A 26,719-nucleotide genomic window follows, 5' to 3' on the forward strand; every position below is an offset into this window, starting at 1 on the left:
CCCGGCAAACGCTGGGCTCCTCTGTGTCGGGGCTCATTCAGCGGTGACGGACGGCAATGCCCGTCGACAATGCCACGCCGATCCCTGTGATGACAGCGGCTGCGATTTCCGCCAGGCCGATTTCCTCGCCCAGCAGGAATCCGCCGCCAAGCGTTGCCAACACCGGCGTGATCGCCGTAAAGGCAGCCGCCTGCGTGCCGCCCAGCGTTCTGACGGCGGTGCCGTAGGCAACCATGGCGACAAGGCCGGACAGGATGCCCTGGCTTACGAGCTGCAGTCCGAGATCTCCAGCGCTTGCCCGGGTCAGCGAGGTGCCGAAGCCGGCGGCAAGCGCTGCAATGATCAGGAACGACCAGATGGCGATCAGTGCGCTCGCCTGGACGGCGGTGAGCCCGCTGCGGCGGAAGGCGTGCGTATAGCTTGCCCAAAGGACGGCGCCGGCCGGCAAAAGCACGAAGCTCGTCCATGGCAGCGATGCATCCGAAAGGCTCTGCACAAGCAGGATCAGCACGCCGCAGACGATCGCGGCGAGGCCGAGCTTGCGGGTAATATCCGGCCGCTCCCCGAAGATGAATATGCCGATGAGTGCCGTCGCAAGCGGCATTGAGCCGCCGAGCAGGATGCCCGACGAACCTGCCGGGGTCGCATGGATGGCAAGTGTGGTGACGAGAAAGAAGACAGCGCCTGCGCCGGACACCATCAATGCCAGCAGATGCAGCGCAACGCCCTTCGGCAGCAGGCCGGTCTTGAGCCAAACGGGCGAAAGGGCAAGCGCAGGAATGCCGTAGCGGATCAGTCCGATATCGATCGAGCCGAGCGGCGTTGCTGCGCTGTGGCGGGTCGCAAGAAGCCACGTCGCCCAGATGAGCACCGTGACGGTTGCGCCCGCGTAACCGGCGATGAGGGATGGGGATTTCTGGTTGGCGATGCTGAAGCTGGTCATCGGTCTATCCTTTCTTGTCATTCGGTGTGCTGTCCGACCAAGAAAAAGATAGGCCCGATGGTCAGGGCATGTCCTTGCTATCTGTAGCGCCAAAAACATGCTAGTAGCAATAATCTGCCAACAGTAAGGGCTGAAATTGGAAAATATGCCAAATCTTGATAAATTCGATCTGGCCATCCTCGAATGCCTGCAGGAGGATGCACGCGCCACCAACGTCGAAATCGCCGAAAAGGTAAACCTCTCGCCGTCGCCCTGCCTGCGGCGGATCCGCAACCTGGAAAAAGCAGGTGTGATCCGCGGCTACCGCGCCGATATCGACCGAAAGGAAGTGGGGCTGGGGCTGACGGTCTTCGTCGAGTTCAAAGTGGCCCATCACAGCCGTGAGAATTCGCAATCCCAGCAGGCGGCCCTCCTTGCGATCCCGGAGATCGTTTCCTGTTTCCTGATTTCTGGAAGCGCGGATTTTCTGGCAGAGGTCGTGGTGGAGGATCTTGCTGCCTACGAGCGGCTTCTCACCGATACCTTGCTGACGCTGCCGAACGTCAGCGATATCCGCTCGAACTTTGCAATCCGCAGCATGAAGACCCACGGGCCTTTGAAGCTGCCCAGGGGGAGGTAGATCTGCACGCTCGCCAAGTCAGCCGGTGAGGCAGACGGAGGCAACATGTGAGCGAGCCTTGGTGGTGCCGAGAGCTCACCGTGGATTTTCTGTCCTTGTGACAGGAATCCAGCCATGGGGCTCCGCCCGTGACCCTTTGCATGGCGCTGCTGGATCCGACACGGCAACGTTGTGCATGCCGCTCGTCTCCTTGCTCGCTCCTTCGTCGCTCAACCCTTACCCGCTCTGAGGACGAGCCACCCAGTCCCCTTCTTTGCCAGAAGAAGGAAAATAGCCTGCCTAAAGCAACGTCCCGCTAAGGATGAGCAGGGCCACGGAGAAGTAGATCACCAGGCCGGTCACGTCGACCAGCGTCGCGACGAACGGTGCCGACGCGCTGGCGGGGTCCAGGCGAAGCCTTTGCAGCAGGAACGGCAGCATCGAGCCGCAGAGCGAGCCGAAGGTGACGATGCCGATCAGCGCGGCGAAGACGGTGAGGCCGACGAGCAGCCAATGCTCGCCGTAGTCGTAGAGGCCGATTTTCTGCCACAGCACGATGCGGCCGAAGCCGACGAGCCCGAGGATGGTGCCAAGCACGACACCGGTCGGCAACTCGTGCAAGAGCACGCGCCACCAATCCGAAAGCTTGAGCTCGCCGAGCGCCAGGGCACGAATGATGAGCGACGTCGCCTGCGATCCGGAATTGCCGCCCGAGCTCATGATGAGAGGGACGAAGAGCGTCAGCACGATCGCCTTCTCCAACTCCCCTTCGAAATACTGCATGGCGCTTGCCGTCAGCATCTCGCCGAGGAAAAGGGCCGAAAGCCAGCCGGCCCGTTTGCGGATCATGCCGAAAAAGCCGATCTTCATGTAAGGCTTGCCGAGGGCTTCCATACCGCCGAACTTCTGGGCGTCCTCGGTCGTATCCGCGATCATCGTGTCGATAACGTCATCGACGGTGACGATGCCGAGCATGTGGCCGTCGTCGCTGACGACCGGCAGCGCCAGCAGATTATGCTTGCGGATCAGCCGGGCGACGTCCTCCTGCGTCATCAGCGGATCGCAGCGAACGAGGCCGCCCTTGTGCGCGACGGAGAAAACCGAAGCCTGCGGTTCGCCGGTGATGAGGCGGCGCAGTGTCACGACATTGGTCAGCCGCTGCGTTGCCGCGTCGAGGACGTAGATCGCATAGACCGTCTCGCGCGAGCGCTCGACCTGGCGAACATGGTCGAGCGTCTCGGCAACGGTCCAGGCGTCCGGCACGCTGACGAACTCAGTCGTCATGATGCTGCCGGCCGTGCGCGGCGGATAGCCCATCAGGTGCTTGACGGCGAGCGCTGTCGTGCGGTCGAGCTTTGTAAAGAGGATCGCGCGGGAATCCTCGTCCAATTCATGGAAGAGATCGGCGACACGATCGTTTGCGGTGGCGTTGAGCAGCCGCGCGGCATGCTCGACCGGCATCTCGGCGAGGATTGCGGCAGCGTTGTGCAGCTCCGGCCTGGCGAGAATGCGGACGGCCTTCTGCTGCGGAAGCGTGGTGAGGACGGCCGCTGCCTCCGGGATGTCGAGTATGTTGAGACGCTCGACGCGCTCTGCGGTGGTGACCGCTCCGAGGCTGTCGTGGGTGAAGAAACGGGCAGCATGGCCTGCCCGCAGGGGGAAGCGATTGATGTTCACTGGCTCGCCTTTCCGTCGATCCGCCGCAGCGTCCGGCGGGCGAGCCCGACAGGAGTCGGTCAGCGCACGGCGGCCGCGTACGGCAAGGGCAATCGACTGCTACTGTCGCTTGGCATCGGGTTGGCTCCGTTGATTTTCCGCGGAAAAGGGCTGTCATCCGCGTGCCGTAAGACCTGCTCCTCCGATCGAGAAAAGTCAAGCGGCGTTGGTTTGTGAGTACAATGGCGCACACGGGGTGCGGCAATATGCGTGGATTATCGATGCTGGTCAGAAGCCGGCGAGTACTGCCTTGCCCTTCATCCTGCCGCTCTCGACCATCGAATGCGCCTTCTTCATATTGGCGGCATTGATCGCACCGACGATTTCGCTGAGTGTCGTGCGGATATTGCCGGCATCGACAAGCTCCGACACCTTGTTGAGGAGGTTATGCTGCTCGATCATATCGGGCGTCGAAAAGAGCGGCCGTGTGAACATCAGCTCCCAATGCACCGAAACGGCCTTGCGCTTGAAGGGCACGACGTCGAGGGACTTCGGATCGTCGATCAGCGCGAAACGGCCCTGCGGTGCGATCGCCTCGACGATGTCGGGGATGTGGCTGTCGGTGTTGGTTGTCGAGAAGATGAAGCCGGGAGCCCCGATGCCGAGAGCCGCAACCTGCGGGGCGATCGGCTTCGAGTGATCGACGACGTGGTGCGCGCCAAGTTCCTTCACCCAGACCTGTGTTTCGGGACGGGAGGCGGTTGCGATGACTGTCAGATCGGTCAGCGCCCGGGCGATCTGGATGGCAATCGAGCCGACGCCGCCGGCACCGCCGATGACGAGGAGAGCGCGAGCAGCGCCCGGCACCGCGTCGTGAATCTTCAATCGGTCGAACAGTGCTTCATAGGCGGTGATCGAAGTCAGCGGCAGTGCGGCGGCGGCCGCGAAATCGAGGCTCTTCGGCTTTCGCCCAACGATACGCTCGTCAACGAGATGGAATTCTGCGTTCGAGCCCGGGCGATCGATCGCACCGGCATAGTACACCTCGTCTCCGGGCTTGAAGAGCGTGACATCCGGACCCACGGCCTTGACGATGCCGGCTGCGTCCCAGCCGAGAACCTTCACTTCACCTGCCGGTGGTGCCGAATGTACACGCACTTTCACATCGACCGGATTGACGGAGACGGCCTTGATCTCGACGAGCAGGTCATGTCCGGTCGCCTTGGGAACGGGCAGGTCGACATCGATCAGCGATGTCTCGGCGGAAATGGGCTGCGGGACCTTGTAGGCGACGGCGCGCATGGAAACCTCCACTGTTCGTTGCATGGAGGCTAGATGCGTCTTATGTTCAAAGAGTGCAAGAATGCACAAATTCTGTACATAGTACCAAAAAGGATACTGTAAAAATGTCGTTGCCCCGCGCCAAGCTGACGAAGAATTTCCCCGGCTGTCCGGTCGAGGCGACGCTGAGCTATCTTGATGGAAAATGGAAAGGCGTCATTCTGTTCCACCTCATGGACGGAACGTTGCGCTTCAACGAATTGCGCCGGAAGCTGCCGGCGGTGACACAGCGCATGCTGACCAAGCAGCTGCGGGAACTGGAAGGCTCCGGCCTCGTCTCGCGCACGGTCTATCCAGTCGTGCCGCCGCGTGTGGAATATGCGCTGACGCCGCTTGGCGACACGCTGAAGCCGGTCATCCGCGCACTGGCGGCCTGGGGCGAAGAATATGTCTTCTGCCGCCCGGAAGGCCACGAACTGCGCGATCCTTCATGCGCGCCGGCTGCGCTCCAGGCGTAGCGACGCGGCGTAGACGAAGAGGCCGAACAAGGACAGCACGGCGCCGACATAACCCGTCGCCGCAAAGCCGTAGTTCCAGGCGATCACAAGGCCGCCGAGCCAGGCGCCGAGTGCATTGGCGATGTTGAAGGCAGAGTGGTTCGAGGCGGCGGCAAGCGTTTGCGCATCGGCGGCGACGTCCATCAGCCGGGTTTGCAGCGCAGGACCGGCCGCAAAGCCGCAGCCGACGAGGAACACGCAGATCGCCAGCATAATGGGGCTAGATGCCGTCAGTGAAAACAGCGTCAGCACGACGATGTTGAAGACCAGCGAGCCGCCGATCGTTCCCATGATCGATTTGTCGGCGAGCCATGAGCCGACGATGTTGCCGGCATTCATGCCGACGCCGAAAAGGACCATCATAACGGCAACCATGCTCTCCGGCAGCATCGCGACCTTCACGGTGGTACCGGCGATATAGCTGAACATAGCGAACATGCCGCCATAGCCGACGGCTGCGATGCCGAGCGTCAAGAGCACCTGCGGACGCTTGAAGGCGCCGAGCTCGCGCAGGAAGCTGGCACCGTCCGCGACCTGGTCGCGCGGCACGTAGTACCAGATGAGCGCCACGGTCACGAGGCCGATGACGCCGACGGAGGTGAAGGCTGCGCGCCAGTCGAGCGACTGACCGAAGAAGGTAGCGAGTGGCGTGCCGAGCAGGGTTGCAATCGTCAGACCGAGCATCACCCGGCCGACGGTTCGCGCTCGCTTGTGCACCGGCACCATCGAAGCAGCGACAATCGCCGCGACGCCGAAATAGGCGCCGTGCGGCAGGCCGGTGATGAAGCGCATCACGGTGAAGATCTCGAAGGTTGGGGCCAGTGCGCTCAAGATGTTGCCGACCGCGAAAATGCCCATCAACAGCAGAAGCAGTGAGCGGCGTGTCATCTTGGCGGCGAGGACCGCGATCACCGGTGCGCCGATGACGACCCCGAGCGCATAGGCGCTGATGACGTAACCCGCCTGCGGGGTCGTGACCGAAAACGTGTCCGCCACATTCGGCAGCAGGCCCATGATGGCGAATTCGCCGGTGCCGATCCCGAAGCCGCCGCAGGCGAGCGCCAGCTGCACCAGGGCGATCGCCATCGGCGAAAGGGCTTCGCAAGCCGGAGCGGAATCGATGGAATCGTCTACGGCGATCTGGCTCACGCGAGCTCCTGAGGCATGTCTGCAGGGCAAACCATCCGAATTGCGGGCGCTGAGGCGGAGGTCGGCCGTTTTATGGCGGGAGACGGAGATCAAGAGTCTCCATCATTGAAATCATGGGTGATTGCACCGTCAGCGTCGAGTGCATTTTTCGCAGTGCAGCGTCCTGCTATGCGCATACGCGCATTGCAATATTTGCTCTTGGACGCCTCGCAGTTACGTCGGTCACAGTGCATGCCGCGCTTGAAAACGAAGAGGGTCCAACCATCTTAAGGGGCACTGACTGAGACGCCACGACGCGAGGAACGGCACGCCTGATGAAGCTTGTAGGTTTTTTCAATAAAGACGGTGGTACCTTCCGCACCACCGATATGGAGGCCTACGAAAAGCGGGCAGAGGCGACCTTCCGAGAAGCCGGACATGACTTCGAGGCCATCGTCTTTTCCGGCAAGGAGATCGTTCCCGCGATGGAGCGGGCCGCCCGGCGCGACGATATCGACGGCATCGTCGCGGGCGGCGGTGACGGCACGATTTCGGCAGCGGCCTCGATTGCCTGGAAGAACGGCGTCGCCCTCGGTGTCGTCCCGGCCGGAACCATGAACCTCTTTGCCCGCTCGCTGAAAGTGCCGCTCGATATCTGGCAGGCGCTGGATGTGTTGGCCACCGGCGAGGTCGATCATGTCGACATTGCTAGCGCCAACGGCCGGCCCTTTATCCATCAGTTCTCGGCAGGGCTTCATGCGCGCATGGTGCGATACCGCAACTCCTTCACCTATCGCTCCCGTTTCGGCAAGATGCGCGCCAGCGTCCGCGCAGCCTTCGGCGTAGTGCTCAACCCGCCGGAATTCGAAGTCGAATTCCAGGCGCTCGGCGTGCGCGAGACGCGCCGCGTATCGGCCGTTTCGGTCTCCAACAATCCCTTCGGCGAGAACGCGCTTCTTTACGCCGATAACCTGCGCAGCGGCGAGCTTGGCTTTTACACCGCAAAACCGCTGAAGCCGATCGGCGTCGCCCGTCTTGCCGTCGATATGCTGCGGGGCAAGGTGCGCGAAAATGCCGACGTGATGGTGATGCATCCGGCCGAAGTACATCTGCATTTCCCGAAGCTGAGGGCAAAGGCCAATTGCGTCATGGACGGCGAGCTTTTGCCGCTCGAACGCGACATTGCCATCAAGCTGCATCCCGAAGAGCTGAAGGTGCTGGTCAAGCAGGGCCTTGCCGCGCAGGTCAATGAGGCCGAGCGGCGGGAGCCTGCGGCTTAGCTTGCCTCTTCACGCCAGCATCCGCCCAGTCGCATTGGAATGCCAGCACGGGCTTCGAAAATCCTTTCAATCGCCGCCGCGTCGCATGCGTGAAAAGATCAGCGGTGCCGTACTCCCGAAAAATATTCTCCGACACGAGGATATGATCGCCGGAGGCGGCCGCGCACAGGCGTGCTGCAAGCTGCACAGTGGAGCCGAACAGGTCGTTGCTGTCCTCGACGGGCTCGCCGCAATCCAGTCCGATGCGAACATGAATCGGCTCGGGGTTTCCGCGGTTGTAACGTTTGAATTCCTGCTGGATCGTCCTGGCGCAATCGACTGCTGCGGCCGTCGAGGCGAATGTCGCCATGATGCCGTCGCCGGTATGCTTCACCTCGCGGCCTGAGGAGTGGCTGAGGCATCTGTGCACGATCGAGTCATGCGCCCTGACCAGTTCGGTCGCCATGCGGTCGCCAAGGCGCGACGTCATCGCGGTCGAGCCGACGATGTCGGTGAACAGGATGGCGCGGTGGCCGGAATCCATCTCACCTGAGGCCTGTCCTGGCGCCGGCTCGGGGTCGTGAATTCGGCCAAGAAACGCCTCGACCGCCGACAACGCGACCTCGACAACCTCGCCGGCGACGAAGCCATGGGCTTCACGGTGCACGCATTGAGCGGTTTCCGCGTCTGGCGCGTCCACCAGGCAAAATGCGGTCCCGCGCCGCTGGTCGAACCAGTAGGTGAGGAACTTGACACCGTAGCGGTCCTGAATTTCGAGATCCCTGCGATGGGCCTCGGCAACGTCGGCGGCTGTGGTTCCCGTGAGTTCATGCCGGTCCATGAAGATAGCCATTTGCGCGCTCCTTTCGGAAACCTCCGCTTACAGGACGGTTCATTCTACGACTTGGACACCGCCCGGTCCACCTTTGAGATGGCTGCCGGCAGGCCCTAGACGCGCGGCAGATAGGTCTGGTAGTCGAAGTCCGAGACCGTGCGCAGATAGGTGATGGCTTCCTTGTATTTGGTGTCGCCGTAGAGTTTCTGATAGCGCTCGCCGAAGATATCGGCGATGAAGGGCGATGCGCGAAAGGCTTCCACCGCCGTTAGAAAATCGTGCGTCAGCCGCGCTGTGTTTTCCGGCACATGCGACGGCGTCGTCTCCACGCCGGGGTCGAGATCGTCGTCGAGGCCAAGCAGCATGCCGCCGAGGATGGCGGAAAGCAGCAGGTAAGGATTGGCATCAGCGCCGGCGACGCGATGTTCGATGCGCGCTGCCGGCCCGTACGTATCCGGGATGCGGATCGCCGTGCCGCGATGGCCGGTTCCCCAAGTGAGGTCGATGGGGGCAAAGGAACGCGGCTGGAAGCGGCGGTAGGAATTGGCGAAAGGCGCAAAGATCAGCTGCGCCTCGCGCATCGTGTTCAGCATTCCGGCGCAGGCGGATTTCAGCCGCTTCGGCTCGCCGCCCTTTGCATCGAGTATATTGCGGCCCTGCCTGTCGACGACGCTCGCATGCACATGCAGGCCGGAGCCGGCATGTTCGGAATAGGGCTTGGCCATGCAAGTCGATTTGAGGCCGTGCTTGCGTGCGGCCTGTTCGGCGATGCGCTTCAGGTAAATGCAGTCGTCGGCGGCGGCCAAGGCATCTGGCCGATGCAGCAGGTTGATTTCGAACTGCCCGGGTCCGAACTCGGCCGTCGTCGCCTCCGCAGGCAGGTTCTGCGCCTTGGCATAGGCACGCACCGTCTGCAGGTAATCGTCGAGCGCATCGACGGCGCTCATGTCGTAGAGCTGGAAACCGTTCGGCTCGCCGCGATAGGTGAGGCTTTTCGGCGGCGAGGGACGGCCGGTATCGCGCCAGTCCTGTTCCATCACATAGAATTCGAGTTCCGTCGCGACGACCGGCGTGAGGCCGCGCTCTTCGTAGCGCTTCAGCACCGCTGCGAGGATCGCTCGCGGATCCATGAAGCTCGGGCTGCCGTCGAATTCGTGCATCGTCGCCAGCACCTGCATGGAGCCTTCCGGCGCCGCCCAGGGCATCGGCGCAAGGCTGCGCTCGTCGGCGATGCAATTGCCGTCCGGATCGCCAATCGTCAGCGACAGGCCGGTGATGTCGTCATTATCGTCGCCCCAGATATCGAGCGACTGCGTCGAGCAGGGGAGACGCACCTCGCCTTCCCAGATTTTCTTCTGGGCATCCAGCGGGATCTGCTTGCCGCGCAAATCCCCGTTCATGCCGACCAGCAGGATTTCGATCCTCGGTTCGCCTGTCGCAGCTTTGCCATGGACGATGTCGGCCGTCATGATCTTGAAAATCCCCTCGGACAAGGCCAAGGTCGTAGCTCATTGAGACGGCCCTTTCAATCTCCGCAGGTGTTTTGCGAATCATGTCCGATACTTACCAGCGCTCAAATCTCGCCGCCATCGATGCCGCCCACCATCTGCATCCCTTTTCCGACATGAAGAAGCTGAATGCCGACGGCACGCGCATCATCCAGCGCGGCGAGGGCGTCTACATCTTTGACAACCACGGCAAGAAGTATCTGGATGGTTTTGCCGGGCTCTGGTGCGTCAATATCGGCTACGCCCGCAAGGAAATCACCGATGCCGTCGCGCGGCAGATGAACGAGCTGCCTTACTACAACACCTTCTTCGGCACCACGAGCACGCCGACGACGCTGCTTGCGGAAAAGGTAACAGCGCATGCCGGCCCGCGCTTCAACCATGTCTTCTTCACCGGCTCCGGCTCAGAGGCCAACGATACCTGGTTCCGCATGGCGCGCGTCTATTGGAGTGCGGTCGGCAAGCCTTCGAAGAGGATCGTGATCGCCCGCAAGAACGGCTACCACGGCTCGACGGTTGCCGGTGCCAGCCTCGGCGGCATGAAATATATGCACGAGCAGGGCGACCTGCCGATTCCCGGCATCATTCATATCGGCCAGCCATATTGGTACGGCGAGGGCGGCGACCTCTCGCTCGCCGAATTCGGCCTTAAGGTGGCCCGCGAACTGGAGGCTGCGATCGATGAGCTCGGCGAGGAGAATGTCGCCGCTTTCGTCGCAGAGCCGGTGCAGGGTGCGGCGGGCGTCATCATCCCGCCTAATACCTATTGGCCGGAGATCGACCGCATCTGCAAGGCGCGCAACATCCTGCTCGTTGCCGACGAAGTCATCTGCGGCTTCGGCCGTCTCGGCGAATGGTTCGGTCATCAGCATTTCGGCGTCGAGCCCGACATGGCGCCGATCGCCAAGGGTCTCTCATCGGGCTACCTGCCGATCGGCGGCGTTTTGGTCAGCGCTCGCATCGCTGATGTGCTGATCAACGAGGTCGGCGACTTCAACCACGGCTTCACCTATTCCGGCCATCCGGTCTGCGCTGCCGCGGCGCTGGAGAACCTGCGCATCATCGAGGACGAAAAGCTGGTCGAGCGTGTCCGCGGCGACATCGGTCCTTACTTTGCCAAAGCCTGGGGCGCTCTCGGCGACCATGACCTCGTTGGCGAAGCGGTGAGCATCGGCCTGATGGGCGGCCTGCAGCTCACTGCCGATAAGAAGACGCGCACCCGATTCGAAAAGGCGGACGCGGTCGGAGCGCTCGTCCGCAACCATGCACTCGCGAACGGCCTCGTGCTGCGGGCCACCGGCGACCGCATGCTGGCGTCTCCGCCACTTGTCATCACTCATGATGAGGTGGACGAGATGGCGCGGATCGCGAGGATCGCGCTGGATGCGGCGTGGAAGGAACTGAAAATCTAATCCGCGGGCGCGACCCACGCGTAGCCGAAACGATAGGAATCGCTGTTGCGGGCGTAGTAATACGGAACCTCGATCGTCGAAACCTCGGGCGCGATACTGCCGAGCTCCGGCACCGATCTTAGCCACTCGGCCGCTTTGGCGGGCAGGGCATTGCCTTGTGCAGTGCTCAGCTGCCAGACCACGAGTAGCGGGCGCTCCTTCGAGATCGAGACCGTAGGCTTGAACCCTGGATAGTCCGTCGAAATCACGGTCGCCGGAACAAAGTCCTTCCGCAAATTCCCCGCAAGCAGGCTGCCTTCCGCGAGAATAGCGGCAGGCTCGCCCTGTTGCCGGAGCGCTGCTGCGAGCTGGGCGTAGGGAACGTTCAAACGCTCGTAATCGCCGTTCAAAGTGGCAGCTGCAATGCGTCCGAAGAGAATAGTCGGAACGGCGATCATGATTATCGCAACGACCGGTACGAGGCGGCGCAATGGATTTGAAACCGCAACATTCGATGCCTCGATCTTCAGGCAAAGATAAAGCGGGAAGATGAAGAAGAGCGGCACCAGCCAGCGATCCTTGATATGGGCCGCTCCGCCGAAAATGACGAGAAGCAGGATGCCAAGGATGGAAAAAAGCATAATGCGCTCAAGGAGCTGTGTCCACTGCGACCTGCCGGAGACGGCCGAGAGAAACGGCTTGCCGAACGCGAACGCGAAGACAAGCAACGTGACCGCGCAAAAGCCAATCACTGCCAGAACGAGCAACCCTGAACCCATGGCGACCTGCACGACGTAGCTCGCATTGCCGCCGTCGGTCAGCTTTTTCAGTGTCCGGGCCGTTGCGAAACCGAGATTGTCCTTCAGCCAGAAGAGATGCGGTAGTGCGATGACGAGGGCGGTGATTGCGGTCAAGGCCATGCGCCAGTCGAAGACGCGCTTGCGCATCTGCGGATCGAGCAGTGCCGCCAAGAGCGCCGAAGCGGGCAGAAGGGCGAAATTGTATTTGGACAGCAGGCCGATGCCGATGCCGATGCCGGTCACGAGATATGAGAGCACATCCGGCTTCTTGAGCGATCGGATAAATCCGTAGAGGAAGACGCAGCCGGCGAAAAACACCGCGACCGTATGGGTCAGGTCGCGCTGCATTTCGAATGCGACCTGCGGAAGCGTCAGGAGTCCGAGCGTTGCGACCACCGCCAGCACGCTGTTCTTCAGGATCATCCGTGCCGTCAGGCCGTAAATAACGTAGGATGTGAAGAGCAGCGCATTCTTGACGACGGCAAGCGAAAGCAGCGAGACACCGCTAATCGAAAAGGCGGCATATTGCAGCCAGTTATAGAAAGGCGGCTGCGGGCCATAACCGGCGGCAAGCCATTGCGAGCGGAAGGCCTGCTCGGCTTCGTCGAGCCCGAGTGTCGGCGGCATCGCCACGCGAACGGCGACCTGTATGAGAAAATATGCGGCAAGCACAGCGAAAAACCACCGCATGTCGACGTTGCGGGCCTTGTCCACGTCCACGTTCATTTCATTTCCGTTCAAACCAGACATAGCCAAGCGCAAAGGTGTTGCCGCTCTTGCCGAGGGGGTACGGGAGCGCCAGTGAGCCGATCGCGTCCGGTTCGATGCCGCAGCGAGCTTTCCCGCCGCCTCTCAAACGTCGCTTCCATCGAAAATCTGCCGCACGATGTAATTAGGCGAAGCGTCGTCGCGATAGTAGGTGCGGGCAATCATCTCGGCCAGAATGCCAGTCGTGATCAACTGCACGGACGAGAGCAGCAGCACGACGCCGACCATGAGCATCGGACGGGTACCGATATCGTTGCCCAGAATGAACTTGTCGAAGAACAGGTAAAGCAGGATCAGCGTTGCGAGCGCTCCAAGGCCAAGGCCGAGCGAGCCGAAGAAATGGCCAGGCCGCGCCTTGTAGCGCATGAAGAACATCACCGACAGCAGGTCGAGGATAACGCGGAAGGTTCGCGAGATGCCGTATTTCGACTGGCCGTGCTGGCGAGCATGGTGCGTGACGGCCACTTCGCCGATGCGCGAACTCGGGACGACGCCGGCGACCCAGGCGGGGATGAAGCGGTGCATTTCGCCCATCAGCTTCACCTGCTTGATGATGGAGGCGCGGTAGATCTTCAGGCTGCAGCCATAGTCGTGCAGCTTCACGCCGGTGATGCGGCCGATCAGATAGTTGGCGCACCATGAGGGAATCTTGCGCAGCAGCAGGCCGTCCTTGCGGTTCTTGCGCCAGCCGACCAGGAGATCGAGTTCACGGCGCTCGAGTTCGGAAATCATCGAAGGAATGTCTTTCGGATCATTCTGCAGGTCGCCGTCCATCGTTGCAATCAGCCGGCCTTGCGCCGTGTCGATGCCGGCCTGCATCGCCGCGGTCTGGCCGAAGTTGCGCTGCAACTCCACGATCCTGAGCGCCAGCCCTTCACGCCCCAGATATTTGCGGGCATTGACGAGCGTGGCATCCGTACTGCCGTCATCGATCAGGATAAGCTCCCACCGATGAGGATAGGCGACCATCGCATCGCAGATGCGTTCGACGAGCGGGCCGACGCTTTCTTGCTCGTTGAAGACCGGCACCACAAGCGAAAGTTCGAGCGACTGCGTTAGATCATTTGCGCTTTGCAGCGACTCTGACGTTGTCTGCAACTGTTATTGCTCCTAAAAGGCCGTGACGGCCAGTCGAGCGGCGTTTTGACCGCTGAAGTCAGGAAGCCTAGTACATGAACTCTCCTGTTGGCGCCAGCCGACAATCCTGGTTCGGGCGCAATCGCATGACACTGCTGACGGTCGTAATCGTCGCAGCCTATGCATCTTTCATCGAGTGGTTCTGGGGATGGTCGGCCATCATCGCCCAATGGGCGGCCGTCGGCGTGATGCCGATCCTTGTCGCTCTTGCATTATTGACCAGTACCTATTTCCTGCGGACGTGGCGTATTCTCGATTACTTCCCGCGGGAGACGGCGGGCAGTTTCGGCACGCTTTTCCGGGTGACGCAGGTCCATAACCTGCTCAATATCATGATGCCGTTTCGCACCGGGGAGACGAGCTTTCCGGTTCTCATGCGCGCAGAATTCGGCATTGCGTTGACGCGGGCAACCTCTGCCCTGCTTGTCATGCGTCTCCTCGATCTGCACGCGCTGCTTGCCGCAGCCGGCATCGGATTTGCGGCAGCTTCCCCGAACGCCGTTCCGGCCTGGTTTTTATGGGCCGCATTCCTGTTCTTGCCGATCACCGCTTTCCTGATCCGCAAGCCATTGCTTCGCTTGGGCTTCCGGCTCTTTCCCGCCAAGGCGCAAGGCTTCCTGTCGGAGATCGAAAACGGCCTGCCCGCAAATGCCTCAGCCTTCGCACGGGCCTGGGCCATGACGGCGGTGAACTGGCTGGTGAAGGTCGTCGTGCTCGCCTGGGCGCTCAGCCTCATGGGCGTTTGGCCACTCACGGCGAGCTTCGGCGGCGCGCTCGGCGGCGAGCTTTCGTCGGTTCTGCCGGTCCATGCGCCGGGCGGCGTTGGCACCTATCCCGCCGGCATTACCGCAGGCGCCATTGCCTTGGGCGCACCGGGCGGAAAGGCGGCGCTTGCAGCCCTGGCGCAGGCAAGCATCAACGCACATCTGTTGATCATCGTCTCCGCCTTGACGGGAACAGCAATCTCACTGCCCCTCGGGCGCCGCCGTCAGCTCTGATATCCTCTTGCGCAGGAAAGCCAGCTCGGGCCCCTGCTGACAAAGGGACAGCGCGCGTTCATAGGCGGTGATCGCCTCCGCCGGTCGGCCGAGCTGGCGCAGGAAATCGGCGCGTGCGGCATGGGCAAGGTGATAGGTGCCGAGCTTTCCGGATGCCAGGATGCCGTCGATGATCTCAAGCCCTCTCTGCGGCCCTTCCGACATTGCGATCGCCACTGCGCGATTGAGTTCGACGATCGGCGAGGGCTGCGCCGTAATCAGCAGATCGTAATAGGCAGCGATGCGCGGCCAATCCGTTGCCTGCGGCGTTGCGGCCTTGGCATGTTCGGCGGCGATGGCGGCCTGGACAGTGTAGAGGCCGACCTCGCTAGGTTCCATCGCCCGCTGCAAAAGGTCCAGGCCTTCTTCTATCTTCCTGCGATCCCAGGTCGATCGGTCCTGCTCTGCAAGCAGGGTCAAGCTGCGGTCCTCAGCGCAGCGCGCCAGCCCGCGAGAGTCCTGCAGCAGCATCAGCGCCAGCAGGCCCTCGACATCGGGGTGCGGCAGTAAGTCCGCCACCAGCCGCGCCAGCCGGATCGCCTCGGCCGTCAGGTCCGCCCGTACCACTTCTGTGCCCCAAGAAGCCGAATACCCTTCGTTGAAGACGAGGTAGATGACGTGTAGCACGCGATCGAGGCGCTCCGGCAGTTCGTCGAGGTCCGGAACTTCGTACGGGATGCGGTCGGAACGTATCTTGATCTTTGCCCGCACGATCCGCTGTGCGACGGTCGGGGCCGGAACGAGGAATGCGTGGGCGATTTCCTCGGTCGTCAGGCCGCAGACTTCGCGCAGCGCCATTGCCATCTGCGCGTCGGATGGAATGGCCGGATGGCAGCAGGTGAAGATCAGCCGCAGCATGTCGTCGCCGATAAGCTCCATGTCGCCGATCTCGGTAGCGTCGGCCTCGCCGTATAGGCTGTCCTCGATGTCTTTTAGCGACGCATCGAAGCGCGAACGCCGCCGGATATGGTCGATTGCCTTGTGGCGGCCGGTGGAAACGAGCCATGAAAAAGGATTGCCGGGAACGCCATCGCGTGGCCATGCGCGCGCGGCCGCCGCAAAAGCGTCGTGCAGGGCCTCCTCCGCCCGGTCGAAATCGCCGAGCAGGCGGATGAGAGTTGCCAGCACCCGTCTCGATTGCGACCGGTAGATGTCCTCGATCAGTTTCTCCAAATGCTACTCCGGTAAAGTGAGTATCCGCACCGAACGCAGCTCCACGGCGCGCCGACACGTGCGGAGGGGATGCGTGCGGCAATCTCCTTCGCCGCTGCATCGTCCGGTGCTTGGATCACGTAGAAACCCGCAAGATGCTCCTTGGTTTCGACATAAGGCCCATCGCTCGCCTGCAGTGCATTGTTGCGGACCCGCAGCACGGTTGCTTTCTCCGGCATTTCAAGCGCATCGGAGTGGATCATGATGCCGTTGCGGCGCAGCCCTTCGTCGAAGCTGAAATGCGCTCTGACGCGTTCGCCAGTCTCCCTCGGCGTCAGCGTGCGGTCAACGTCTGCGGAATTGTAGATCAGGCAAAGATAACGCATCGACCTACTCTGCGCCTTTGATGGAATAGGCAGGGCGGATCTCGACAGAGGCATATTTCAGGATCGGGAAGGTCGAAACGATCGATTTCGCTTCATCCATGTCTCTGGCATCGAGCAATACGAAGCCGCCGAGGTGCTCCTTGATTTCTGCGAAAGGACCATCGGTGGCAACCGTCGTGCCCTTGCGGATGTGCAGGGTGACGGCTGACGCCGGCTCGCGCAGCGCAAGCGCAACCTGGAGGAAACCGCGCTCGCGCCAGAGATCGTCACTGACGATGCATTCCTGGGTCAGCGCCTCCCATTCTTCCTGCGGAACCAGCTTGCTTTTTTCGGTATCGAACCAGACCTGGCAAAGAAATTTCATGGCGTGCTTCCTCAGCCGAACGTGTAGACAGGACGGACTTCAATGCTGCCGAGCTTTGCCAGTGGAATGCCGGCTGCGACACGGATCGCATCATTCAGATCGCTGGCCTCGATCAGGATGAAGCCGCCGAGTTGTTCCTTCGTCTCGGCATAGGGGCCATCTGTCACCGACACCTCACCATTGCGGACACGGATGGTGACTGCACTTTTCGGCGATTGTAGAGCCTCGGCGTGGATCATGTGGCCGCTTTCGACGAGGTCCTCATCATAACCGAGCGAATCCCTGTCGAGCTTCTTCCTCTCCTCGTTCCTCATGCGCTCGAGCACGGATGGCTCGAACCACACCTGACACAGATATTTCATCGCTTGCTTCCTGCGGGCTGCCTCTGACTGCATGTTGACGAAGAGACTAGGCTGAATTCGACAGCAAAGAAAAAAATTTTGTTCGCCCGGACTGTCGAAATCAGCGGCGCGCATTCGACAAAGCTCCATCGATAACATTGAAGGAGTGAAGGACATGGGAGTTCTGGAAGTCGCCATTGCAAGCCTCATCTGGGCGCGCCGCACGGAGCAGCCTCGCGATGAGCTTTACGGCACAGATATTGGCCAGTTTCTTGGGCGGATGGTGGTTGCCTTTGCGGTGTTTGCAGCGGTCATCACAGGACTGCAGATTGCGGCCGCACGCCATGACGACCCGCAAATGGTTGCGGATAGCGCGGTGGCAGAAGCGAATTGAAACGGCCTACTGGAAGGCCGTCTCGAAGAAGCTGCGAAGCTTGCGGGAATGCAGTGCCTCCGGCGGCATTGCCGCAAGCTTCTGGATGGCGCGGATGCCGATCTGCAGGTGCTGGTTGACCTGTGTTCGATAGAATGCAGTCGCCATGCCCGGCAGTTTCAGCTCGCCATGCAGCGGCTTGTCGGAAACGCAAAGAAGCGTGCCGTAGGGCACACGGAAGCGGAAGCCGTTGGCCGCGATCGTTGCCGATTCCATGTCGAGCGCGATGGCACGCGCCTGGGAGAGCCGCTTCACAGGGCCGCGCTGGTCGCGTAGTTCCCAGTTGCGGTTGTCGATCGTACCGACGGTGCCGGTGCGCATGATGCGCTTCAGCTCGAAGCCTTCGTAGCCGGTGATTTCGGCGACGGCTGCTTCCAGCGCCACCTGCACTTCGGCAAGCGCGGGGATCGGCACCCAGACCGGTAGGTCGTCGTCGAGAACATGATCCTCGCGCATATAGGCGTGCGCCAGGACATAGTCGCCGAGTCGCTGGCTGTTGCGCAACCCGGCGCAGTGGCCAAGCATCAGCCAGGCATGTGGGCGCAGGACGGCCACGTGGTCGGTGATCGTCTTTGCGTTGGAGGGACCGACGCCGATATTGATCATGGTGATCCCTGCATGGCCCTTTTTCTTCAGGTGATAAGCAGGCATCTGCGGCAAGCGCGGGGCCGTGGCATCGGTTTCCGGCTGGCACGATCCGGCGTGAGTGATGATGTTGCCCGGCTCGACGAAGGCCGTATAACCGTCTTCGCCGCCGCCCTTGGCTATCGTCGCGCGCGCCCAGGCGCAGAACTCGTCCATATAGAACTGGTAATTCGTGAAAAGCACGAAATTCTGGAAGTGCTGCGCGCTCGTTGCTGTGTAGTGGGCAAGGCGGGCGAGCGAATAATCGGTGCGCTGCGCCGTGAAAGCGGCAAGCGGCGAGGGCTCGCCCGGCGGCGGGATATATTCTCCGTTGGCGATCTCGTCGTCGGTCGTATTGAGGTCCGGGGTGTCGAAGAGGTCGCGCATCGGGATGTCGATGAAGGTCGAGGCGGACGCTTCGACATGCGCGCCCTCGCCGAAGGCGAAATGCAAAGGGATCGGTGTCGAGGACTCGGACACGACGATCGGAACGTTATGGCTCCTCATCAAGAGCGCCAGCTGTTCCTTCAGGTAGTGACGGAAAAGCTTCGGCCGGGTGACGGTCGTCGTATAGACGCCCGGGGCCGTCACATGCCCGTAGGAGAGGCGGGAGTCGACATGCCCGAAGCTGGTAGTCTCGATGCTGACCTGAGGGTAGAAGGCGCGGTAGCGCGAGGTAATCGGTGCGCCCTTGGCAAGCTCCGAAAAACTGTCGATCAGGAAGGTGGTATTGCGTTCGTAAAGCGCAGTCAGCGCATCGACGGCCTGCGCTGGATCATCGAAGCTTTGCGGTTCAAAAGCAGGTGGCGAGGAAATATCAAGAGGTAATGGAGAGATTCGTTTGCTCATGGCGCATTATAGATTGCCCTTTTTAACAAGCAAGCGACGCGGCCTTCGGCCGGCGGGAGAATTGTTCAGCGGACGCCGGTGCAGAAGGGGCTGGTCACGTTGAGGCAGGTGTAGTTCGCACCGAAATGCGATTGTGCTCCGCCCCCGCCGCCGCGCACGACCGCTGCCGAAAATGTGATCGCGAAAACCGCCGCGAACAGCGTGATGACGGTGAAGCGTCTTGCAAGAATAAGCACGTCCATGTTCCTCGGGCCGATATGCGTCTTATCGTTGAGATAAGACTTGCCACACGCCGGCTGAACCGGTGCTGAGGTTCCGGTTCATTTGGCGTTCACAATGGTCGACGGCTTGAAGGCGGCGCTTCGCAACTTATGTGTTTAGTCCCGCAAAGGAGATTTCATGACCGCACCGATCGAACTTTATTACTGGCCGACCCCGAACGGCTTTAAGATCAGCATCATGCTCGAGGAACTCGGTGTTCCCTACGAGGTGAAGTACATCAACATCGGCAAGGGCGAGCAGTTCGCGCCCGACTTTCTGAAAATCGCGCCGAACAACCGCATGCCGGCGATCATCGATCCGGACGGTCCGGGCGGGACGCCGATCTCCGTCTTCGAATCCGGCGCCATTCTCCAATATCTCGGCCGCAAATACGGCAAGTTCTATCCACAGGACGAGCGCACGCGCGTGCAGGTGGAAGAATGGCTCTTCTGGCAGGTCGGCGGCCTCGGCCCGATGGCCGGTCAGGCGCACCACTTCCGCAGCTATGCGCCGGAAAAGATCGAATACGGCATCAACCGCTACACGAACGAAGTGAACCGCCTCTACGGCGTGATGAACAGGCGGCTGGAGGGTCGCGGCTACCTCGCCGGCGACTATTCGATCGCCGACATGGCCTGCATCGGCTGGGTGATCCCCTACGAGCGACAGGGACAGAACCTCAATGATTTTCCGAACCTCAAGGCCTGGTTCGAGCGCATGCATCAGCGCCCGGCGGTGGTGCGGGGTATCGAAGTCGGCAAGGAAGAGCGCGAACGCCAGGCGAATCTCGCCGAGGACAAGGAAGCGCAGAAGATTCTCTTTGGGCAGCGCGCCCGCTGAAGGCGGCACCTAAGGGTGTGGCTTGAATGTCGAATTGAAGGCGAGGTCGCTTAAACCACGTTGTTGGGGCGGCCTTCCTTGTTCGCTGAAGGGTCGCTTGGCAATGTTGCAAAAGTCAAAAGCTGCAACGGTTCCTCAACTTGTGAAGCGAATTGATGCCGCCTATCGACACGAAGTTAAAAACCGCTCTTCCCGAAATTGCCGATGATCGGTTTGTTTTTCAAGGAGAGGGCGGTCATCCATGTTGCGCGCGTTGTTCAGTCTGCCTTGGCTACTGAACAACGCTGTGACGGTCTCGCAACACTCCGCAGCCGCATCCTCTGGCATCTTGAGTCATCGATTCTTGCATGCGGGCACGCTAGTGTCCGTCCGGCATTTCTTCGCCCTGACGACCAGGCTCGCGAGACCTCACGAGCGTTGGCCCGATAGGACCGATCCCGTGCAGTAATTTCGGCCGCTATTGATTCTAAAGCCGCGTCCAGGTCTGCGACTTGCACAGTACCTTAAGCACGCAGCCCTTCATCTTCAGCGAATTACCGGACAGGCTTCCCTCGCCGCTGTAGGTCTTGTCGTTTTTAGGGTCGGTGATCTCGCCGTTATAGGTGCCGCCGGTGCCGGCAAGTGTCCCGATCTTCTTGCCCGCGAATTTGCCGGTTTTCAGCGTCACGCAGTAGCTGCCGCCGCAAGAAGCGATTTGGGCGGTTTCGCCCGAGGCGGTCTTCCAGTTGCCGACGATCGGCTCCTCCGCGCAAGCAAGGTTGGCTGAAAGCGCCATTGCGCCGGCGAGAATAAGTGTACGGATCATCCTTTCCTCCCTGATGTCCTGAGCGCGGCGAAAATAACTGACGCGAACGTAAAGGTAAACAGGCCGCAACCTTGCTTTTTCGCTGATTTCCAAGGTGCTTTCTTGCCGAATTGTTTCCGGCTTGCTTTTTGCGGACTGATTTCGTGGTGAACGAAAGGTTGATTTTCAAACGTGAATCTTTCGTAAAATTGTTCGGAAAGTCCTTAATGTGCAGGGACTCCGATGTTTAACGAAAACCCAATTTTACCAAGCGTTTGCACTTTGTTTGTCTCAAATTAATCATGCATTTTAGGCGTTTTTTGAAAGCGTCGCGGCATAGTGGATCCATCAAACGAGCGGGGCAAACCCGCCGGACCGAAGGGACCGAAAGCTGCGATAGACGGCAGGGCCCGGAAGGTAAAACAGGGCAAGTCGATAACAGACTAAAACAGGGATTAAACCGATGGCACGCTTTGAAATGCACAATGCTGAAATGGCCACCATGGGTGGCGACAACAACGCCGATATCTTCTGCGAAATGGGCCTCATGTATGCAACGGGCCGCGGCTGCGACGTTGATCTCGTCGCCGCGCACAAATGGTTGAACATCGCCGCGATCAAGGGCAACGACCGCGCTGCCGAACTTCGCGCCGATGTCGCAGCCACGATGGACAAGATGCAGCTCGCCGCGGCACTGCGCGCTGCCCGTGAGTGGATGACCGTCCACTGAGACCGTCTCCGGCGCGAAGGAACAGTTGAGAGAAATAACAACCTCAAAAGAGGGGACTGGCGGGGCGCCTTGGACGGGGCCGGGAGAACGGAAACCGCGACCGGCAGGAACAAGGCCGGCGCGGTTTTTCCATTTAGTCCAGCAAGCGAAGAACCTCGGGCAGGGCTTCCTCGAAGCGGGCCATATCCCGCTCCGGCCCGACGCTGACGCGGACGCAGCGGTTGAGCGGCGCGACACCCGGCATGCGGATGAAGACGCCGTGCTGCATCAGACCGTCGACGATTGAGCGGGCATGGGTACCGTCGCGTCCGGCGTCGATTGCGACGAAGTTCGTGGCCGACGGCAGCGGCGAAAGCTGGTTGGCGCGGGCGATCGAGGCTATGCGTTCGCGCGCGGCATGGATATTGCCGACGACCTCGGCGAGATAGGCCTGATCCTTGAGCGCGGCAAGTGCCGCCGCCGTCGCCAGCCGGTTCATGCCGAAGTGGTTCCTGATCTTGTCGAAGGCCAGCGCCGTGCCGGGCGTCGAGATGGCATAGCCGACGCGTGCCCCGGCGAGACCATAGGCCTTCGAGAAGGTACGGGTGCGCACGACGTTCGGCAGGCCGATCAGCGCCTCGATCGGGGGAAGTGAGCCGGCAGGGCCGGTTTCGCTGTAGGCCTCGTCGAGCACCAGCAGGCAGGTTTCCGGAAGGGCGCGGGCGAAGGCGACGATCCTGTCGGCATCCCACCAGCTTCCCATAGGATTGTCCGGATTGGCGAAGTAAACGAGCGGGGCGCTTTCGCGCTTCACCGCATCGAGCAGGCCGGAGAGATCCTCGCGGTCGTTGACGTAGGGCACCGTCACCAGCCGTCCGCCGAAGCCTGCGACGTGGAAATTGAAGGTCGGATAGCCGCCGAGTGACGTGACGACCGGCATTTTCGGTTCGATCACCATGCGGACGATCTGGCCGAGGAGTTCGTCGATGCCGCCGCCGATCGCGATATTGGCAGCCGTCACGCCGAGATGGGCAGCCAGCGCCTCGCGGAGATCGAAGTTCTCCGGATCGTTGTATTTCCAGATATCGCCGGCCTGCTCGCGCATCGCGGCAAGCACGGAGGGCGCGGGGCCGAAGCCGTTTTCATTGGCGCCGATGCGGGCCTCGACCTTGAGGCCACGCTGGCGCTCGATGGCCTCGGGGCCGACAAAGGGAACGGTGGAAGGAAGGACGCTGACCAGCGGCGTGAAACGCGAGAAGGCGGACATCGAAATGCAGGTTCCCGGGATGATGAAAAAACGCGCCAACAATAGGCACTGCCATCCTCAAGGCAAGGAAGATTATTCTATCGGGCGCGCAGCTTACGGTCTGCTTTCGATACGCGGTGCGCGATAGGCTTCGATCGCTTCGAGATTGCCGGCCATGAAGTCGGCGCGCACGACGCGCCGAAGCACTTCGGGGTCCAGCGTGTTGATGAAGCGGACACCGATGCGCTCGTTGTTGCGGTGGACCTCCGCGCAGCCGATGCGATAGGCAAGGCCGAGAATATTGAGATAGTAGTGTTTCGGCAGCCCGGCCGCCGACGAGACGACGAAGGTGGCGCCGCCGCGGGAAATATCCAGGATCTCCGCGCTTCGAAGCGAGATGCCGGTCAGGCACGGGCGCACGGCGACGATGCGGGCCGGGCGCCGCACGTTGAACTGTTCCCAGCGTACGTCGTAAACTTCCGATCTGACCGTAGCAAGATGGGTTGCTCGGAGCATGGACATGACGCGGCTCTCCTTGGGCCAAGCTCATCCTGGCCCTGTTGTCGCATAGCGTCACATGAATGTTTTTCGCATTCGTCAAACGGATCGAAATAATTTTAATGAAAGCTAATTTTGTTTTAAGTGCATATGCCTGATTTCATTCGTTCAGGCATCGGATCACCTCTGCGAATCGATTTATCCGTGGACCCTCCGAACTCTTTCAATTACTGTACGTTTTGCCTCTGTCGATGAAGCATTTCGCTTCGATTATCACTTAAGAGGAAACGAAAATGGCTGACATCAAAGTGCCGTGGGAATCATGGGTCGTGGTCTGTGATGGTGCGAAGGCTTTGATCATGCGCAATGCAGGCAATGCGCTTCTCATGAACCTGCAGGTGCATGAAACGCTGAGCCAACCCAGCGAGCCCACCCGCGAACTCGGCACCGATAAGCCAGGACGGGCCCATGCTCCGGACGGCACGAGCGGCAGCGCCATGGAGCAAACAGACTGGCAGGAGCAGGCGGAAGCCGAGTTTCTGAGGCGGATCGCCGCGAAGTTGGATAAGCTGGTCCGTGAAAGGAACGGTAGCCGCATCATCCTGGTTGCGCCGCCCAAGGCGCTCGGTACTTTGAGGCCGAACCTGAGCGCCGAAGCGCAGGCGGCCATCTCCGCGGAAGTCCCCAAGGATTATACTAACATGCCGGTTGATGAGATCGAGCGCCGCCTGGCCGCCTGATCGTATCTCCGCAAGAAGAGCGCGGGCAAAAGGCTCGCGCTTTTTCCGTCTTTGCCCGCCGTGGATACCTGCGCAAGGTCGATCCCCGCCACACCTCGCAGACCTGTTCGGCCTGCGGGCCCGTGGACGGGGAAAGCCGCGAAAGCCAAGCATCTTTCCGCTGTTGCCAATGCCGCTTGCGCGCCCATGCCGACCACAATGCTGCAATCAACATCCTGCGTCGGAACACGGCGTCTATGATCGTGCAGGAAGGGCAGCGGCTCTGCGTTGAAGCGATAACTATCGGCGGAGCTTCCGAAATCTTCAAGCGGGGAAGATGTTAACCACCGCTCTTTCGCCCTGCAAACATATCCCGGTTCTCGCCGAAAAGCGCCGCAAGTCTGTCGATGACCGTGCGTACCTCCGGACGCTGGCGCTCGTCGTCATGCGCCGTGATCCACATGTCATAAGTGAGTGGCTCGATGATCGGTCCGGCGCGCGTCAGGCCAGGCTCCCCATCGCCTATGAAGCATGGCAGCACGCCGCGGCCGGCGCCGCCGCGGATCAGGTGGAAGAGCATATGTGGCGTGTTCGTCCAGCCGGTGATCCAATAGTCCGGCTGCTCGAAGGTCCATTTGTCCGCCGGTGTGATCGCGATGTCGGTGCCCAGCGAAATCCAGTTGCGGTTGTCATCGTCGAAGCTTGCCGCCTGGTAGGCGGCGTGCGCTACCGTCACCGAACGCCGGATCGCGATATTGCCGTTTTCCGGACGGCTGTGCCGGATGGCGATATGCGCTTCGCGATAGGTGAAATCGACGCCCGCGTCGCAGGTCTTGTAGCACATGCGGAACCGGTCTTTCGGCGTCCAGATTCTTGCCAAGTGGTCGGCGATGAAACGCGACGTCCAGCTGTCGGCAGTCGTCGAAACGATCGGCAGGGTCAGCACTTCGCCGCGCCAGTCGGAGATCGACTGCGCGGCCTCCTGCATCAGGCGCACGCGCTCCAGAAGCGCCGTGCCGTCCTTTGCCAGCAGATAGCCGGTTGGCCCACGTGTGAAGAGCGCCCGGCCCGTAGCGCGCTCGAGCGCCAGCATGCGCCGGCCGATCGTCGGCGCGCTGAGGCCGGTCTTTGACGCAGCCGCCGACAGTCCTCCGGCGGTCGCAACGTGGAAGAAGAGTTGAAGATCGTCCCAGTTCGCGTCTTTCATTTTTGAAAACCCCCTTTCTTCCGCAGGCTCTACATTCGGCTGCAGCGAAGGCCTAGTTCAAGTGCTCCAACAGATAGATGGAGAACCTGACAATGCTTCTCAACTGGGCTGTTCTCTGGAACGAGCTGGAGACAAGAAACAGAAGCCGTCGCCGCGATCCCCTGGCAGACCCGCTCGACGGGCCAGAATGGGACGGCCTGCGGTGGCTCCTGCCGTTGATCGTGTGGTTTGCCGCGCGCGACAGTGCCCGCCCTCCCGGCCGGGCCGCAACGTGCGTCACACGTCCGCTTCGAAGCTCAGGCGCAGCACATGGTGCAGGAATTCGGCGTTGATCAGCATGTTGAAGCTGATCGTCACAAGCTCGCCTTCGCGTTTGACGACCGTCGAACCAATCTCGTCGCGGATGCCGAGGATTTCCAGGAAGAAATGGTTCGGAACCTCGAGTGTCGGGCTCACTTCGAGGACGGCGCCGGCGAGATTGATGGTGCGGATCAGGCAGCGGACCTGCGTGCCGGTGCTGAGGTGATGGCCGACGAAAATGATCTTGCCGGGCCGGTCGAGCGAGAAATCCCGATAGGATTTCTCCTGCTCGTTACTGTCGTCGTTGAGGTGCGTCTGAAAGGCCATTTCAGCCTCCACTCGTTGTACGATTGAAAGGTAACGCATGAATGCTGACAGGTACTGAACCGGATCAATAGAATTTGAGCCTTATGCGTAGCTGGACGAAAAAATCTTGATTTCGACAAGGGCGGAAGAACCGGGCGGTCCATTCTGGGGCAATTCTTGACAGAGCAGGCCGCTTCGCCCATATCAAGCACCGGTTCGAGGCGCCGGCCGCTCGCGGATGAAAGTCCATGGTGAAGTCCTTAAAGTTCACGTCGCAGCCAATTTGGTGCATGCTGACTGACGGCAATGCGAGCTCCCCTTTGCAGTCAAAATGGCATGCCATCCGAAAGGCTCAGCACATGACGACCTATCTTACCATCGATGAATTGAAGGCGCAGGCAAAGCGGCTCCGCCAGGCGATGGAACCGCGCGGTACTGCGATTTCGCACAGTGCCGCGCTCGAACTCGTTGCCCAGCAACACGGCGTGCGCGATTGGAATACGCTTTCGGCTCTCGCAACAAAGCCGAACGCCGATCCCATCGCCGCGCTCTCCGTGGGCTCGCACGTGCGCGGCCGCTACCTGAACCAGCCATTTACCGGCAAGGTTCTGGCTCTCGCAGAGACCGGCGGTGGGCTTCACAAGATCACCATCCATTTCGATGAACCGGTGGATGTCGTGACCTTCGAGAGTTTCTCGGCGTTCCGGCAGCGCATCAACGCGCAGATTGACACGAACGGCGTCTCGCCGCGGAAGACATCGAACGGCCAGCCGCATCTGGTACTCGATATCTAGCCGCGGGA

29 protein-coding genes and 1 pseudogene are annotated in these 26,719 nt (G+C 61.0%); 11 read left to right on the forward strand and 19 right to left on the reverse strand.

Features of this window, described 5'->3' with window-relative positions; all coding sequences use genetic code 11:
* Positions 1-37 precede the first annotated feature (37 nt).
* Positions 38-943, reverse strand: coding sequence for a DMT family transporter (locus RGR602_RS06105; protein WP_039844379.1), 906 nt, complete (start codon positions 941-943; stop codon positions 38-40).
* Between the two features lie 145 nt (positions 944-1,088).
* Here RGR602_RS06105 and RGR602_RS06110 point away from each other — a divergent pair, with 145 nt between their 5' ends.
* Positions 1,089-1,562, forward strand: a complete 474-nt coding sequence (locus RGR602_RS06110) for an Lrp/AsnC family transcriptional regulator (RefSeq protein ID WP_039844380.1) — start codon at positions 1,089-1,091, stop codon at positions 1,560-1,562.
* A gap of 279 nt (positions 1,563-1,841) precedes the next feature.
* Here the strand turns inward: RGR602_RS06110 and mgtE are convergent, their stop codons facing one another.
* Both mgtE and RGR602_RS06120 read right to left on the reverse strand, forming a co-directional pair.
* A complete protein-coding gene (mgtE, locus tag RGR602_RS06115) occupies positions 1,842-3,218 on the reverse strand; it encodes a magnesium transporter (RefSeq protein ID WP_039844381.1) in 1,377 nt (458 codons plus the stop codon).
* Positions 3,219-3,485: 267 nt separating this feature from the next.
* Complete coding sequence (locus RGR602_RS06120; protein ID WP_039844382.1) at positions 3,486-4,499, reverse strand: zinc-binding alcohol dehydrogenase family protein; 1,014 nt, start codon at positions 4,497-4,499, stop codon at positions 3,486-3,488.
* A 104-nt stretch (positions 4,500-4,603) separates the two neighbouring features.
* Here RGR602_RS06120 and RGR602_RS06125 point away from each other — a divergent pair, with 104 nt between their 5' ends.
* Positions 4,604-4,996 (forward strand): winged helix-turn-helix transcriptional regulator, encoded by a 393-nt coding sequence (locus RGR602_RS06125; RefSeq protein WP_039844383.1) that lies wholly within the window; start codon positions 4,604-4,606, stop codon positions 4,994-4,996.
* Here RGR602_RS06125 and RGR602_RS06130 read toward each other — a convergent pair.
* Complete coding sequence (locus RGR602_RS06130; RefSeq protein ID WP_039846684.1) at positions 4,967-6,184, reverse strand: MFS transporter; 1,218 nt, start codon at positions 6,182-6,184, stop codon at positions 4,967-4,969. The genes RGR602_RS06125 and RGR602_RS06130 overlap by 30 nt on opposite strands.
* Before the next feature lie 314 nt (positions 6,185-6,498).
* Here RGR602_RS06130 and RGR602_RS06135 point away from each other — a divergent pair, with 314 nt between their 5' ends.
* Positions 6,499-7,443 (forward strand): diacylglycerol/lipid kinase family protein, encoded by a 945-nt coding sequence (locus tag RGR602_RS06135; RefSeq protein WP_039844384.1) that lies wholly within the window; start codon positions 6,499-6,501, stop codon positions 7,441-7,443.
* Here RGR602_RS06135 and RGR602_RS06140 read toward each other — a convergent pair.
* Complete coding sequence (locus RGR602_RS06140) at positions 7,409-8,275, reverse strand: nickel-binding protein (protein WP_052451494.1); 867 nt, start codon at positions 8,273-8,275, stop codon at positions 7,409-7,411. The genes RGR602_RS06135 and RGR602_RS06140 overlap by 35 nt on opposite strands.
* Positions 8,276-8,370: 95 nt before the next feature.
* Positions 8,371-9,756: a glutamine synthetase family protein gene (locus RGR602_RS06145; RefSeq protein ID WP_407692040.1), complete on the reverse strand. Its 1,386-nt coding sequence runs from the start codon at positions 9,754-9,756 to the stop codon at positions 8,371-8,373.
* 53 nt (positions 9,757-9,809) lie between these two features.
* On the opposite strand from RGR602_RS06145, the gene RGR602_RS06150 reads away from it, so the two are divergent.
* Positions 9,810-11,177, forward strand: a complete 1,368-nt coding sequence (locus tag RGR602_RS06150) for an aspartate aminotransferase family protein (protein ID WP_039844385.1) — start codon at positions 9,810-9,812, stop codon at positions 11,175-11,177.
* Here the strand turns inward: RGR602_RS06150 and RGR602_RS06155 are convergent.
* Together RGR602_RS06155 and RGR602_RS06160 are read right to left on the reverse strand one after the other, a co-directional pair.
* Positions 11,174-12,670, reverse strand: coding sequence for a glycosyltransferase family 39 protein (locus tag RGR602_RS06155; RefSeq protein WP_407692049.1), 1,497 nt, complete (start codon positions 12,668-12,670; stop codon positions 11,174-11,176). The two genes, RGR602_RS06150 and RGR602_RS06155, sit on opposite strands and share 4 nt — an antisense overlap.
* 138 nt (positions 12,671-12,808) lie before the next feature.
* Entirely contained in the window at positions 12,809-13,822 is a 1,014-nt protein-coding gene (locus RGR602_RS06160) for a glycosyltransferase family 2 protein (RefSeq protein ID WP_039844386.1), read from the reverse strand.
* A 74-nt stretch (positions 13,823-13,896) separates the two neighbouring features.
* Here RGR602_RS06160 and RGR602_RS06165 point away from each other — a divergent pair, with 74 nt between their 5' ends.
* On the forward strand, positions 13,897-14,859 hold the full coding sequence (locus tag RGR602_RS06165; RefSeq protein ID WP_039844387.1) for a lysylphosphatidylglycerol synthase domain-containing protein: 963 nt from the start codon (positions 13,897-13,899) through the stop codon (positions 14,857-14,859).
* Here RGR602_RS06165 and RGR602_RS06170 read toward each other — a convergent pair.
* The 4 genes and pseudogenes from RGR602_RS06170 to RGR602_RS06185 form a co-directional block, all read right to left on the reverse strand.
* Positions 14,827-16,071 carry an RNA polymerase sigma factor gene (locus RGR602_RS06170; protein WP_039844388.1) on the reverse strand — a complete coding sequence of 415 codons (1,245 nt, stop codon included), beginning with the start codon at positions 16,069-16,071 and terminating at the stop codon, positions 14,827-14,829. The genes RGR602_RS06165 and RGR602_RS06170 overlap by 33 nt on opposite strands.
* Positions 16,072-16,074: 3 nt before the next feature.
* Positions 16,075-16,436: pseudogene (locus RGR602_RS06175) on the reverse strand (YciI family protein).
* Positions 16,437-16,440: 4 nt separating this feature from the next.
* On the reverse strand, positions 16,441-16,800 hold the full coding sequence (locus RGR602_RS06180) for a YciI family protein (RefSeq protein ID WP_039844389.1): 360 nt from the start codon (positions 16,798-16,800) through the stop codon (positions 16,441-16,443).
* An 11-nt stretch (positions 16,801-16,811) separates the two neighbouring features.
* Positions 16,812-17,162 carry a YciI family protein gene (locus RGR602_RS06185; RefSeq protein ID WP_039846688.1) on the reverse strand — a complete coding sequence of 117 codons (351 nt, stop codon included), beginning with the start codon at positions 17,160-17,162 and terminating at the stop codon, positions 16,812-16,814.
* 154 nt (positions 17,163-17,316) lie between these two features.
* On the opposite strand from RGR602_RS06185, the gene RGR602_RS06190 reads away from it, so the two are divergent.
* A complete protein-coding gene (locus RGR602_RS06190) occupies positions 17,317-17,535 on the forward strand; it encodes a hypothetical protein (RefSeq protein ID WP_039844390.1) in 219 nt (72 codons plus the stop codon).
* A gap of 6 nt (positions 17,536-17,541) precedes the next feature.
* Here the strand turns inward: RGR602_RS06190 and RGR602_RS06195 are convergent, their stop codons facing one another.
* Both RGR602_RS06195 and RGR602_RS36905 read right to left on the reverse strand, forming a co-directional pair.
* Positions 17,542-19,047: an AMP nucleosidase gene (locus tag RGR602_RS06195; protein ID WP_039844391.1), complete on the reverse strand. Its 1,506-nt coding sequence runs from the start codon at positions 19,045-19,047 to the stop codon at positions 17,542-17,544.
* Between the two features lie 65 nt (positions 19,048-19,112).
* Positions 19,113-19,283: a hypothetical protein gene (locus tag RGR602_RS36905; protein WP_167363805.1), complete on the reverse strand. Its 171-nt coding sequence runs from the start codon at positions 19,281-19,283 to the stop codon at positions 19,113-19,115.
* Between the two features lie 163 nt (positions 19,284-19,446).
* On the opposite strand from RGR602_RS36905, the gene RGR602_RS06200 reads away from it, so the two are divergent.
* Entirely contained in the window at positions 19,447-20,148 is a 702-nt protein-coding gene (locus tag RGR602_RS06200) for a glutathione S-transferase family protein (RefSeq protein WP_039844392.1), read from the forward strand.
* Positions 20,149-20,614: 466 nt separating this feature from the next.
* Here the strand turns inward: RGR602_RS06200 and RGR602_RS06205 are convergent, their stop codons facing one another.
* On the reverse strand, positions 20,615-20,953 hold the full coding sequence (locus tag RGR602_RS06205; RefSeq protein WP_039846689.1) for a DUF2147 domain-containing protein: 339 nt from the start codon (positions 20,951-20,953) through the stop codon (positions 20,615-20,617).
* Positions 20,954-21,395: 442 nt separating this feature from the next.
* On the opposite strand from RGR602_RS06205, the gene RGR602_RS06210 reads away from it, so the two are divergent.
* Entirely contained in the window at positions 21,396-21,662 is a 267-nt protein-coding gene (locus tag RGR602_RS06210; protein WP_022714612.1) for a sel1 repeat family protein, read from the forward strand.
* Between the two features lie 133 nt (positions 21,663-21,795).
* Here the strand turns inward: RGR602_RS06210 and RGR602_RS06215 are convergent, their stop codons facing one another.
* Both RGR602_RS06215 and RGR602_RS06220 read right to left on the reverse strand, forming a co-directional pair.
* Positions 21,796-22,908 (reverse strand): pyridoxal phosphate-dependent aminotransferase, encoded by a 1,113-nt coding sequence (locus tag RGR602_RS06215; protein ID WP_039846690.1) that lies wholly within the window; start codon positions 22,906-22,908, stop codon positions 21,796-21,798.
* 93 nt (positions 22,909-23,001) lie between these two features.
* Complete coding sequence (locus tag RGR602_RS06220) at positions 23,002-23,409, reverse strand: PilZ domain-containing protein (RefSeq protein WP_022714614.1); 408 nt, start codon at positions 23,407-23,409, stop codon at positions 23,002-23,004.
* Positions 23,410-23,678: 269 nt separating this feature from the next.
* Between RGR602_RS06220 and RGR602_RS06225 the strand changes: the two genes are divergently transcribed.
* Both RGR602_RS06225 and RGR602_RS35355 read left to right on the forward strand, forming a co-directional pair.
* Positions 23,679-24,125, forward strand: a complete 447-nt coding sequence (locus RGR602_RS06225; protein WP_039844393.1) for a baeRF12 domain-containing protein — start codon at positions 23,679-23,681, stop codon at positions 24,123-24,125.
* 122 nt (positions 24,126-24,247) lie between these two features.
* Complete coding sequence (locus tag RGR602_RS35355; protein WP_407692041.1) at positions 24,248-24,448, forward strand: zinc ribbon domain-containing protein; 201 nt, start codon at positions 24,248-24,250, stop codon at positions 24,446-24,448.
* Here RGR602_RS35355 and RGR602_RS06230 read toward each other — a convergent pair.
* Together RGR602_RS06230 and RGR602_RS06235 are read right to left on the reverse strand one after the other, a co-directional pair.
* A complete protein-coding gene (locus RGR602_RS06230; protein WP_039844394.1) occupies positions 24,445-25,311 on the reverse strand; it encodes a LysR family transcriptional regulator in 867 nt (288 codons plus the stop codon). The genes RGR602_RS35355 and RGR602_RS06230 overlap by 4 nt on opposite strands.
* A 276-nt stretch (positions 25,312-25,587) precedes the next feature.
* A complete protein-coding gene (locus tag RGR602_RS06235) occupies positions 25,588-25,938 on the reverse strand; it encodes a hypothetical protein (protein WP_039844395.1) in 351 nt (116 codons plus the stop codon).
* Positions 25,939-26,276: 338 nt separating this feature from the next.
* Between RGR602_RS06235 and RGR602_RS06240 the strand changes: the two genes are divergently transcribed.
* Positions 26,277-26,711 (forward strand): glyoxalase superfamily protein, encoded by a 435-nt coding sequence (locus RGR602_RS06240; RefSeq protein WP_039846691.1) that lies wholly within the window; start codon positions 26,277-26,279, stop codon positions 26,709-26,711.
* Positions 26,712-26,719 lie beyond the last annotated feature (8 nt).

It is taken from the genome of Rhizobium gallicum bv. gallicum R602sp (assembly GCF_000816845.1).
In the GTDB taxonomy this organism is placed as follows: domain Bacteria; phylum Pseudomonadota; class Alphaproteobacteria; order Rhizobiales; family Rhizobiaceae; genus Rhizobium; species Rhizobium gallicum.